The 11,002-nt window shown below is 64.6% G+C and carries 10 protein-coding genes; 4 read left to right on the plus strand and 6 right to left on the minus strand.

The annotated features are described in order from the left end of the window. Positions 1 to 185: 185 nt before the first annotated feature. Positions 186 to 812 (minus strand): SOS response-associated peptidase family protein, encoded by a 627-nt coding sequence (locus tag ACZ1H8_RS07780; RefSeq protein ID WP_110152045.1) that lies wholly within the window; start codon positions 810 to 812, stop codon positions 186 to 188. A gap of 49 nt (positions 813 to 861) precedes the next feature. On the opposite strand from ACZ1H8_RS07780, the gene ACZ1H8_RS07785 reads away from it, so the two are divergent. Continuing rightward, on the plus strand, positions 862 to 1,383 hold the full coding sequence (locus ACZ1H8_RS07785; protein WP_110152044.1) for an SOS response-associated peptidase family protein: 522 nt from the start codon (positions 862 to 864) through the stop codon (positions 1,381 to 1,383). Positions 1,384 to 1,398: 15 nt separating this feature from the next. Further along, the gene (locus ACZ1H8_RS07790; protein WP_346245019.1) at positions 1,399 to 1,806 is read left to right on the plus strand and encodes a hypothetical protein; all 408 of its coding nucleotides are present in this window, start codon (positions 1,399 to 1,401) and stop codon (positions 1,804 to 1,806) included. Between the two features lie 36 nt (positions 1,807 to 1,842). On the opposite strand, the gene ACZ1H8_RS07795 is transcribed toward ACZ1H8_RS07790, so the two are convergent. Next, complete coding sequence (locus tag ACZ1H8_RS07795; protein ID WP_110152042.1) at positions 1,843 to 2,019, minus strand: DUF3606 domain-containing protein; 177 nt, start codon at positions 2,017 to 2,019, stop codon at positions 1,843 to 1,845. A 103-nt stretch (positions 2,020 to 2,122) separates the two neighbouring features. Here ACZ1H8_RS07795 and ligD point away from each other — a divergent pair, with 103 nt between their 5' ends. Together ligD and xth are read left to right on the plus strand one after the other, a co-directional pair. Beyond that, positions 2,123 to 3,994 (plus strand): DNA ligase D, encoded by a 1,872-nt coding sequence (gene ligD, locus ACZ1H8_RS07800; protein ID WP_465180758.1) that lies wholly within the window; start codon positions 2,123 to 2,125, stop codon positions 3,992 to 3,994. Next, positions 3,991 to 4,809 (plus strand): exodeoxyribonuclease III, encoded by an 819-nt coding sequence (gene xth, locus ACZ1H8_RS07805; RefSeq protein ID WP_465180759.1) that lies wholly within the window; start codon positions 3,991 to 3,993, stop codon positions 4,807 to 4,809. Before ligD ends, xth begins: the two co-directional genes overlap by 4 nt. A gap of 25 nt (positions 4,810 to 4,834) precedes the next feature. Here the strand turns inward: xth and ACZ1H8_RS07810 are convergent, their stop codons facing one another. From ACZ1H8_RS07810 to ACZ1H8_RS07825, 4 genes are all read right to left on the minus strand, one after another. Beyond that, entirely contained in the window at positions 4,835 to 8,152 is a 3,318-nt protein-coding gene (locus ACZ1H8_RS07810; RefSeq protein WP_465180760.1) for an error-prone DNA polymerase, read from the minus strand. A gap of 57 nt (positions 8,153 to 8,209) precedes the next feature. Then, positions 8,210 to 8,584: a hypothetical protein gene (locus ACZ1H8_RS07815; protein WP_110152038.1), complete on the minus strand. Its 375-nt coding sequence runs from the start codon at positions 8,582 to 8,584 to the stop codon at positions 8,210 to 8,212. A gap of 72 nt (positions 8,585 to 8,656) precedes the next feature. Beyond that, positions 8,657 to 10,201 (minus strand): Y-family DNA polymerase, encoded by a 1,545-nt coding sequence (locus tag ACZ1H8_RS07820; RefSeq protein WP_465180761.1) that lies wholly within the window; start codon positions 10,199 to 10,201, stop codon positions 8,657 to 8,659. Then, positions 10,122 to 10,853: an ImuA family protein gene (locus ACZ1H8_RS07825; protein WP_465180762.1), complete on the minus strand. Its 732-nt coding sequence runs from the start codon at positions 10,851 to 10,853 to the stop codon at positions 10,122 to 10,124. The genes ACZ1H8_RS07820 and ACZ1H8_RS07825 overlap by 80 nt, the downstream gene beginning before the upstream one ends. Between the last annotated feature and the right edge of the window lie 149 nt (positions 10,854 to 11,002).

Raw genomic sequence — 11,002 nt, forward strand, 5'->3', positions numbered from 1 at the left:
TTCTATACTTGATCCGAGGCAGTTTGTCCAGATGCATACGGGGAGATGCGTGCAGAGGTGCTGTCTAGACTATTTCGTGGTCGTGCTTCGCCATTCAGAATGGCAGATGACGCGGTGGTGCAATTTACCAGCAGAGTGCAGCATTCAAACTAGCACCCAGTCCTCGGCCGATAAGTTCTCATTCATCAGAGCAGGACTGGCGACGCAGGTGTGGGCGGCGCGCCGTGAACCTGACGTACCGCCAAGCTGCCTGGGGGCAGGACGGTTAAAACTTCAGCTGCGGGGATCGCAGGGTCCAACCAGGCGGCCCATTGGTTTCGTGCCAACGGGATGATCTGGCGATGGTGATAAGGAGCTACGTCAGGGCCGGCGTCTAGCGTCAACATCGTGAAGGCCTCGCCCGCCGCCGGGTGCTTGCGCCAGATACCGGCGATCGCGAACCAGTCGTGATCCTCCATTGTGAAGAGCCACTTGTTCTGCCGCTTCTGCTTGAGCTCCTCCGGCTTGGTGAACTCGTAGAATCCGTCAGCGAGGATCAGGCAGCGGTTGGACCCGAATTCACGACCCTCGGCTCGGTAATTGTAGACCGGCTTGCCCGTGGATCCCGGCCAGCTCCAGCGCCGGTTCAGCAATGCGGCGACTGGACTGGCGCCTTCGATCCGCGTGACGATGGGCGCGATATCAGTGATCTTGATGTCTTCGCGCGCCGCAACGTTCGGCATCCCCTCGGGCGCTTCGACCGCGATCTCAAGCTCTTCAAAATCCTCCATGATCGAGGCGATATCGACCTCGAGGCGGTAATCATTACACATGCTCTATCCCTGATTTGCACACCAAGCATGTTCGACTTATGTTCTCGCCATGCAAGCGAGTGCCTTCGAGTCGGATGCATCCTTTGGCAGCCGCAAGATCATCATCCGGCGCAATCCGCGCACGGGCAAGCCCCAGGCGATCGACGCCAGCTGGGGTCTCGAGCCTTGGGAGCCTGACGGCAAACCGTTCAAGTTCATTCGTTCGGAAGGAAGGACCTTCCCCCACCAGCGCTGCCTCGTGCCAGCGAGCGAATTCCAGGTCACCAACGGCGACCGCAAGTTCCGGGTCCTGCTCGATGACGGAAATTTCTTCTATCTCGCGGGGATCTGGCGCCCCTCCTCTGGCGACCGCGATGTCAGCTATGCGATCATCACCATCGAGGCCAACCCCGACATTTTCTTCTACCAGGATCGCCAGGGTGCCGTGCTGCTGCGGCGCCAGAACATGGCGTGGCTTGACGGCACCCAGCCCGAGGAAGCGCTCCTGAGCCCTCTGCCCAAACACAGTTTCATTGTCGAGGAGGTGGGTCCGAAGGGGCTCGCTGATCGCCAGCGCGTGCTGGCCTTGTAAGCAAGGATCCGAGCCATGTTGTCGCAACCATCGTCCGGCCTCGCCGCCCCCACCACCTCTAGCCTCTCTGAGCGGTTGAACGCAGTTCAGTTTAAGAGCACGCAGATTGCCGCAGCACTCGAGGTGCTGGCGACTCTGCCCCGGGATCACAAGCGCGACCTTGGAGCCCAGGCGACGGCGCTGCACGCCTATGCTCGTGACGCCGGATTTGCCGACGACGCGCTTGCAGGGGCGGCGCTCCATGCTCGCGTCGCTGCCGTGAAGAAATGGGCGGAGGCGCATGATCCGCTTCGACAGTCCGATGCGCAAGCGGTAGTCGAAGCGGCGGCGCGCCAGCCCCTGGTCCAAACCGCGGCCGGTCTGGATTTCGAGGCGTCGGCCTTTCAGGAACTGATCCTCTTCATCGAGGAACTGCCCTGGTAGGATCGACGGCGTGCCGATCGCTCGGTCGCTGCGACCTCAACGCGAGAGATAGGTGCTGATCGCGTCGACGCTGTTGCCGACGGCATCCACGGCTTCCTGCAGCCGCTCGCGGCTCACTCCGAACTTTTTCGTCCAATAGGCAACTTCGTAATCCTCGCCCATTGCCACCCGTGCGCTGTCCTGCGGCCCGCGCAAATTCTTGTCGTCTGCCATATGCCTTCTCCTGATGGGGACGCTCAACGCGGTCGATTTGCGAGAGTTTCCGGAAGGTTAACTGGCGATGGAACGAACCGTCGCTGAGTCGAGTCTAGCGCAGATGAGATCGTCAGCCTCTCCCTCGCGCCGCGCGGCTTCGGCCAAACTGGACGAGGCGGCAGTACCGCCCTTCCGTCCGGTACAGCTTGCGCAACTGGTCGACGCGGTTCCAGCCGGCGACCGCTGGCTACACGAGATGAAATATGACGGGTACCGTACGCTGGTCGCGATCGGTGGTGGCGCTGCCCGCGCCTATACGCGGTCCGGACTGGACTGGTCGGATCGGTACCCCGCGATCCTCGAGCAGGCTGGCAGGCTCAACGTGCGGTCGGCACTGATCGATGGCGAGGCAGTTGTGCTCGATGCCGATGGCCGTTCGAGCTTCCAGGCATTGCAGGGCGCGCTGAAGGGAGCGCCTGGTACGATCGACTATTTCGCCTTCGACCTGCTTGAGCTGAACGGGGAGGATCTGACGAGATTGCCCCTCCTTGAGCGGAAGGAGAGGCTGCGTGCGATCTTGCCCGAGGGCGACCCGCATCTACGCTATTCCGAACATATCCGCGGCAATGGCGAGAAGCTGCTGGCGAGCTTCTGCAGCGCCGATCTCGAAGGCGTCATCTCCAAGCTTGCGACAGCGAAATATGTCGGCTCGCGCAGCGGCACCTGGGTCAAGACCAAGTGCATCAAGCGCCAGGAATTCGTGATCGTCGGCTGGACGCCGTCGGACAAGTCACGGACGTTCCGATCACTGATTCTTGGTATCCATGAGGGTGGCGTGCTGCGCTACGCCGGCAAGGTCGGGACGGGCTTCAACACCGGCGAACTGCTGCGACTGATGGAAATCATGGCGCCGCTCGAGCAGAAGGAGGCGACGGTGAAGGCGCCCCGCGCCGAGGTGCGCGGCGCGCACTGGCTGAAACCCGGGCTCGTCGCCGAGATCGCCTATACCGAGATGACGAACGAGGGGACGCTGCGGCACCCGAGTTACCTTGGGCTTCGCGAGGACAAGAAACCGGAAGCAGTGGTGCTCGAAGTCGAGGCGCCGATTGCATCCGCGACGGAACCGGATGCGACCAGCGTCACGATCAGCAACCGCGACCGCGTGATCTACCCGGAATCGAGCATCACCAAGGGGGAGCTTGCCGACTATTACGCCGCCGTCGCGTCGATTATGTTGCCCTGGTGCGGAAGCCGGCCGATCAGCCTGGTGCGCTGTCCGCAGGGTCGTGCCAAGAAATGCTTCTTCCAGAAACATGACGCTGGCAGCTTTGGCGACGCAGTAAAGCATGTCGGGATCCTCGAGAAGGACGGACATGAGGAGCCCTATCTGTTCGTCGACAGTGCGGACGGCCTGCTGACCTGCGTGCAGATGGGAACGATCGAGTTTCATGGCTGGGGTGCGCGCATCGAGGATGTCGAGAAGGCGGACCGGCTCGTATTCGATCTCGACCCGGACGAGGGCCTGGACTTCGAAGCGGTCCGTAAGGCGGCCTTCCATTTCCGGGACATTCTGAAGTCGATCGGGCTCGAAACCTTCCCAATGGCGACCGGCGGGAAAGGCATCCATGTGATTGCCCCGCTCGTGCCCAGGGCGGAATGGCCCGAGGTAAAGGATTTCGCCCACCGGCTTGCTCAGGCGGTCGCGCAGAGCGATCCCGACAACTTCACCGCCGCCCTGCCCAAGGCCCAGCGCAAGGGCCGGATCTTGGTGGACTATCTGCGCAACCAGCGCGGCGCGACGGCGGTCATGCCTTATGCCGTTCGTGCGCGGCCCGAGGCGCCGGTGGCAGCGCCGATCACATGGAAGGAAATGGAGACGATCGACAAGCCATCGCATTTCCATATCAGCGATGCTGCCGAGCTGGTGAAGCGAGCTGCCTCCAGGGCGCTGTCCGGCTGGGGACGCGCCGATCAGGTCCTGCCCGACCTGTGAAGATCGCGACCTACAACGTGAACGGCGTCAATGGCCGGCTGCCGGTCTTGCTGCGCTGGCTGGCTGAGGCGCAGCCGGACGTGGTCTGCCTGCAGGAATTGAAGGCTCCGCAGGAGAAATTTCCGGAACGGGCGATCCGGGATCTCGGCTATGACGTGATCTGGCACGGACAAAAGAGCTGGAACGGCGTCGCCATACTCAGCCGGGTGGGCGAGATCCACGAAACGCGCCGGGGCCTGCCAGGGGACCCGGACGCGAGCCAGAGCCGCTACATCGAGGCCGCAGTCAATGGGGTGCTGATCGGTGGACTGTATCTGCCGAACGGGAACCCCCGCCCCGGGCCCAAATTCGAATACAAGCTGCGCTGGTTCGACAAGCTCGTCGAGCATGCCGCGGAATTGCTGGAGTCCGGCGTCCCGGTGATGCTTGCCGGCGATTTCAACGTCATGCCGACCGAACGCGACGTCTATAAGCCCGAACGCTGGCTGGACGATGCGCTGTTCGCCCCTGAGGTACGTGCCGCATTCTCCCGCCTGACCGACCAGGGATGGACCGATGCGCTCCGCGCGATGCATCCCGATGAGACCATCTACACCTTCTGGGACTATTTCCGGAATGCCTATGGCCGCGATGCGGGGCTGCGGATCGACCATCTGCTGCTCAGCCCGACGCTTGCCGACCGTCTGGTGGATGCGCAGGTCGACCGCCACGTGCGAGGCTGGGAGAAGACCAGCGATCACGCGCCGGTCTGGGTTGAGCTCGGCGACAAGCCGAAGCGAAGACGTGCCGCGCGTCCGGCAAAGCAGCCCGGGTGACACGAGGCCGCGAATAGTCTCCGACTTATCGGAAATCCCGCGGTTTTATCTTGATTCCCTCGGTCTGCTGCCCGGGAATGATGCCCGAGCCCAGCCGGAGATCGGGGATGTAAATATCGCGCGCCCCCTTGCCCAGAGCTCGCTCGGCAGGATCCCGCGGGTCCGGGCCCTGACCGTGCTTGACGACATCGGCGCGGGACATGCGATAGACGTCGGCAATATCCTGCCGCGTGCCGACGCTTGCAAGCATCGGCGACAGATCGTCTAGGCGGTCGACGATGACGTGAATGACCTCCCCTTCCCGCTGCACCTTGCCACGCAGGCCCAGCATCGATGCGCCGAGAACGACACGACGGTACTTCTCGAAGATGCTGGTCCACACTACGAGATTGGCGATATCGGTCTCGTCCTCGATCGTGATGAACATGACGCCCTTTGCCGAGCCGGGCTTCTGACGGACCAGCACGAGGCCGGCCAGGTTGATCCAGCGCCCGTCCCTCATCGTTCGCGTTGCCGAGCAGGGCTGGATCTTGCGGCCAGCAAGCTCGTCGCGAAGAAAGGCGATAGGATGCGCGCGCAGCGACAGCGAGGTGGCACGATAGTCCTCGACCACTTCCTGCCCCTCGCCCATCGGCATCAGCGTCACCTCCGGCTCGACCGCCTCGTCACGCCACGCTTGGTCCCTCCGGTCGGCCGCAGCGAACAGCGGCAACGCGGCGTCGGCGAGGCCCTTCACCTGCCATAGTCCGGTGCGGCGGGTCTGTTCGAGCGAGCCGAACCCATCCGCCTCGCCAATGCGGTTGAGCGCACCCGCTCCGACCTCGGCGCGGCGCTGGATTTCCTCGACGCTGCGATACGGCCGGTCGCCGCGGGCGCCGACGATCGCTGCGGCATCTGTGTTTGAAAGGTCGCGGACCATTCGCAAGCCCAGGCGCACGGCCTTGTATCGGCCGGCCGCATCCTCGAGGGTGCAATCCCAGCGACTATGGTTGACGTCGATCGAGCGGACCTCGACGCCATGCTCGCGCGCGTCGCGAACGATCTGGGCTGGGGCATAGAAGCCCATCGGCTGGGCATTGAGCAACGCGGCGCAAAAGGCATCGGGGTGATGGCACTTCATCCAGCTCGACGCATAGGCGATGAGCGCGAAGCTCGCGGCGTGGCTCTCGGGAAAGCCGTAGCTGCCAAAGCCCTCGATCTGCTTGAAGGTCTTCTCGGCAAAGTCATGGTCATAGCCTCGCGCGACCATGCCGCCGATGAGCTTGTCGCGGAAATGGCTGACTCCGCCGGTGAGCTTGAAGGTCGCCATGGCGCGGCGCAGCAGGTCGGCCTCGGACGCGGTGAACCCTGCGCATTCGATCGCGACGCGCATCGCCTGCTCCTGGAAGAGGGGCACGCCGAGCGTCTTCTCGAGCACACGGCGCAGTTCTTCCTTGGGATAGGTGACCGGCTCCTTTCCCTCGCGCCGGCGCAAATAGGGGTGGACCATATCACCCTGAATCGGCCCTGGTCGAACGATCGCGACTTCGATCACCAGGTCGTAGAAGGTTCGCGGCTTGATCCTGGGAAGCATCGCCATCTGGGCGCGGCTTTCGATCTGAAAGACGCCGAGGGTGTCGGCCTTGCGGATCATCGCATAGGTGGCGGGGTCCTCGGCCGGAATCGTCGCGAGATCCAGCATGAGCCCCTTGTCGGCCTCGAGAAACTCGAACGCGCGGCGCATGCAGCTGAGCATGCCGAGTGCGAGGACATCGACCTTCATGAAACCCAGTGCGTCGATATCGTCCTTGTCCCATTCGATGACCTGACGATCATCCATCGCGGCCGGCTCGATCGGGACCAGCTCGTCAAGCCGATCGCGGGTCAGCACGAAACCACCGGGATGCTGCGACAAATGGCGAGGCGTGTTGATCAGCTGGCGGGCAAGGTCGAGGGTCAGCGCGAGCCGGCGGTCGGCCATATCCAGGTTCAGTTCCTCGGCGTGCTTCTCCTCCACACCGTCGCGGCTCCAGCCCCAGACCTGGCTGGACAGGCCCGCCGTCAGGTCTTCGCTCAAGCCCAGCGCCTTGCCGACCTCGCGCACCGCGCCGCGCGCCCGGTAACGGGTGACCACGGCGGTGAGCGCGCTTCGCGTGCGACCATAGGTCTCGTAGATCCACTGGATCACTTCCTCGCGGCGCTCGTGCTCGAAATCGACATCGATATCGGGCGGCTCGCGGCGCTCCGCCGAGACGAAGCGTTCGAACAGCAGTTCGGAGCGAACCGGGTCGATCGAGGTGACGCCGAGGACATAACATACGGCTGAGTTGGCCGCCGAGCCGCGGCCCTGGCAGAGAATGTCCCTTGAGCGGGCGAAATTCACGATGGAATGAACGGTCAGGAAATAGGGCGCATAATCCAGCTTTGAGATGAGGCGGAGTTCGTGCTCGAGCTGGCCGCGAACCTTCGACGTCACTCCGTCGGGGTAGCGCTGCGGCGCCTTCTCCCAGGTCAGCCGCTCGAGCTCCTGCTGCGGCGTGCGGCCGGCCATGCCGATCTCGTCGGGATATTGGTAACGGAGCTGCTCAAGATCGAAGTTGCAGCGCTCTGCGATCTCGAGGCTACGCCCGACCGGGCGGGTGTCCGCGAGATTGCGCCGGAACAATCGTTCCATCTCGGCTGCCGGCTTCAGGTGGCGATCGGCAACGCACTCGCGGCGCTCCCCGAGTTCGTCGATCGTGCATTTCTCACGGATGCAGGTGACGACGTCCTGCAACAGCCTGCGATTGGGGGAATGGTAGAGCACGTCTCCGGTCGCGACGGTCGCGACCCGCGCTTTGGCCGCCATCTCCGCCAGGTCGCGCAAGCGGACGGCGTCGCGCGGGCGCCGGCGCAGCGACAAAGCGAGATAGGAGCGGTCGGCGAATATTCGCCCGGTTCGGGCAAGCGCGGCTTCAGCAACAGCATCGGCCCGGTCCGGCACCAGCACGCCGATCAGCCCGTCATTCCATTCCTCGACGTCGCTCCAGTCGATATGGCACGCGCCCTTGCCCGCGCGCGCCTTGCCGGCGGAAAGGAGCCGGCAGAGCCGGCCATAGGCAGCGCGGTCGGTGGGATAGACGAGCAACGCGGTACCGTCGGAAAGATCGAGTCGGCAGCCGACGATCGCGCGGACACCCGTTGCCTTTTGCGCGTCCCAGGCCCGGACGATGCCCGCCACCGAGTTGCGGTCGACAATTCCAAGCGCAGGCAATCCGAGCACCGCGGCGGCTGCAAGCAGTTCCTCGGGCGACGAGGCGCCTCGCAGGAAGCTGAAATGCGTGGTGACCTGCAGCTCGGCATAGGTTGGAGAATGCTCAGCCATCGGTCCTGGCCGGTTGGGGTCAGAGGTTCGCGTTTGCCGGTGCGAAAGCAATCAACTTCAGCCGATCGCGTTGAAGTTCCCTAGCTCGGGATGAAACAATGGCAGGTTGCGAGTCGACTTCTGCGCAACCGCGCTGGCGTTGCAGTTGGTTGCGAGCGTAATCCACTCAATCGCCCAATGGACGATGAGCGTCTTGCCGTCGGGACCGGGTTCGATCGTTGCGGCCCCCTCGATGATCACCTCCCAGTCCGGGTCGTGGTCGCGCACCGCCTTGATCAGCGACCCGTCCGAGAGCGCGATATAATAGGCGTGCAGATAGCTCTCGCCGCCGAATTCGAACGAAGGGTCGGCAGGTATCGTCAGCCTCGATTCGATGTCTCCGGTAACGCGCAGGGTTGCCGCGTCCGCCAACGAGGTAAGGATGATGGTCACTGTCGGTTCTCCGAATCGCGAGCATTGGAACATAACAGGAACGAGGTGGAGACTCCAGTGCGAGCTTCCGGCCTAGGCGAAAGCACCGTGGATGAACCATCGCATCGGCCCGGTCGCGCTGCGCTCGCCGTCACCCAGGCGAAACAGCCAGTATCGCCCCCCGCCCTCCACCTCGACCTGGAAATAGTCGCGTACCGCATAGGGCATGCGCGCCTCGTGTCCGGCCTCCCGCCACCACTCGCCGTGCAGGCGCTCGGGTCCATCCGCCTGGATCACGCGAAAGCGTTTGCGGCGCCACACGAACATCGCCGGTGGATGATCGGGGAGCATCGCGGTCACCTGGATTTCCTGTGGCGGGTCAAGGAGGCGACCAGGGCGCGGGAGATCGTCGGCCCAGCGGCGGCGGGTGGCCTGAGTCAGTGCCGGCACCATTGCCACTGAACGCTCCGGCATACCGGGTCGCGGTGCGGCGCGGTGCAGGCTTGCCTGCCCGAACCGGTTGGCGAGCGCGTCGATCAATCCGCCCAGATCTGGTTTGCGTTCGCCGGCCCGGGCTAGGTCATTCTGGCTGGAGGCGAGAGGTTCGGTGAGCGGCGCGGTGAGGGCCATCCCCTCCACGCCAAGACCCGGCTCGACCTGCTCGATCCGGGCGATCAGAAGCTTGGCAAGGTGCGCGGTGTCGCGGCTGGGCGTCGCCGTGCCGATGCGGATCGCTTGCGCCTGGCCGTCGACGCGGTGGAAATAGCAATCCAGCCGGCGTGCACCATGACCCAGTTGCACCAGCTGCGCACCAAGGTCGGCAACCAAGTCGCGTATAACCATGGCGAAAGCCTCTGGTGTCGCGATCGGTTCGATCAGGTCGCGCCGGCAATGCGGAGCACGAGGCGGTAGCAGCGGCTCGATCACCTCGGGCGCATAGCCCAGTGCCTGGTCGAGACGCTGGTGGAGGAGGCGCCCGAAGCGGCGCGCAAGCGGCCCGCGCGGCGCCTCGATCAGCTGCTCGATCCGCTCGAAGCCCAGTTTCCTCAGCCCTTCGACGGTCTCGGGTTCGAGCCGGAGCGCTGCGATGGGCAGCAACGCCATCGCCTTGCGCTGATCGCCGGATTGGATCGTGACCGGCCGGCCTGCGGGGACGTGCCGCGCGACCGCATGCGCACAGCCCGGCGCGTCGGCAGCCGCGATCTGGAGGGCATAGCCCGCGCGGGCAATGCGACGATGCAGGTCCTTGAGCAGCGCCGGCTCGCTGCCGAACAGCTGCGCACAGCCGGTCACGTCGATCCAGACGCCGCTCGGCGGATCAGGTGCGACGAACGGCGAATAGCGACCACACCAAAGAGCGAGACGCCTGAGCGCGGCGAGATCAGCCTCGGGATCGGCGTCGACCGCGGTCAGCCTCGGCGCGAGGCTGCGCGCCTTGGTGAGGGTCATGCCGGGGACAAGTCCGAGTGCGCGCGCCGGTCCATTCACCGCAGCCAGGATCTTGCGGCCATGATCCGGACGAGCGGTAACGAGCGGCTGGTCGGGAGCCGGGACATCCTCAGCTCGCGAAGCGCCGCCCCTCCGTCGCAGCCGGTCGGTCGACCAGCTGGGCAGGAAGAGCGAGACGACCCTGCGCATCACAGGCCTCCACGATCCAGGATTTTGGGACGCCGCCACGAATACGCTCGAGCTGCACCTCCCAGCGCGGACGGCCCAGGCTTGGGATGCCGAGTGGCTTGCTGGGGGCGGCCAGCACACGCCAGCGGGTGGCAGCAGCAGTCCCTACCGTCTGATCACCGATGCGCGCCGCACGACGAAACACGAAAGCGGTGCTGCCCGAGGCCTCGGCCGCGAGCTGGAGCCGCTTCGAGGCGGTGGTCGACAGCTTGGCGACTTCGCCGACGACCCCGGCCAGGCCGGGGTGGCGCAGGCATTCCTCCATTGCGAGCAGGACATTGGTGTCGCTGCCTGCCTCGACATGAATCACCCGATCGGGGTGCAGCCCCGCCAGGTCCAGTGCCGGCGCGAACAGGTCGCGCCACCTGAGGCACCAGAATACCGGCCCGTCGATCCGCGCGAGGATACCGGCGAGGAAAACCGTTGCCGCCGCGTCATCGCAAAGCTCGGAGCTGCCCATAACCTCATGCAGCGCGCCCGCCACCAAGCCGCCGCCCGGCAGCCACCGGTCGATCGCCGAAACACCGAATGGCACAGCCTCACGCGCTCGTCCGCCCCCCTCGATGGCGGCAACGCGGGAACGCAGGTCAGCAATGGCACTGGGCGGCCTCATGGGATCGAATACTCGGAAGCGCTAAGATTCGTTCCTTTTTTGTTCCGTAACGCATCCCGTCGTCAAGACAGCCGCTGCCTGCCGCGAGCGGGGTGGCGCCTTCGGGTCGAGCAGCAATCCCAGTGCGAGGCCGGAAATCCGCGGATGTC

The organism is Sphingomonas sp. BL-S-25, from assembly GCF_055521555.1.

What these genes read in the sequence shown, in the direction of transcription:
- ACZ1H8_RS07780 (WP_110152045.1), bottom strand. Translation starts at nt 812, where the DNA reads ATGTGTAATGATTACCGCCTCGAGGTCGATATCGCCTCGATCATGGAG.
- ACZ1H8_RS07785 (WP_110152044.1), top strand. Translation starts at nt 862, where the DNA reads ATGCAAGCGAGTGCCTTCGAGTCGGATGCATCCTTTGGCAGCCGCAAG.
- ACZ1H8_RS07790 (WP_346245019.1), top strand. Translation starts at nt 1,399, where the DNA reads ATGTTGTCGCAACCATCGTCCGGCCTCGCCGCCCCCACCACCTCTAGC.
- ACZ1H8_RS07795 (WP_110152042.1), bottom strand. Translation starts at nt 2,019, where the DNA reads ATGGCAGACGACAAGAATTTGCGCGGGCCGCAGGACAGCGCACGGGTG.
- ligD (WP_465180758.1), top strand. Translation starts at nt 2,123, where the DNA reads ATGAGATCGTCAGCCTCTCCCTCGCGCCGCGCGGCTTCGGCCAAACTG.
- ACZ1H8_RS07810 (WP_465180760.1), bottom strand. Translation starts at nt 8,152, where the DNA reads ATGGCTGAGCATTCTCCAACCTATGCCGAGCTGCAGGTCACCACGCAT.
- ACZ1H8_RS07820 (WP_465180761.1), bottom strand. Translation starts at nt 10,201, where the DNA reads ATGCGCAGGGTCGTCTCGCTCTTCCTGCCCAGCTGGTCGACCGACCGG.
- ACZ1H8_RS07825 (WP_465180762.1), bottom strand. Translation starts at nt 10,853, where the DNA reads ATGAGGCCGCCCAGTGCCATTGCTGACCTGCGTTCCCGCGTTGCCGCC.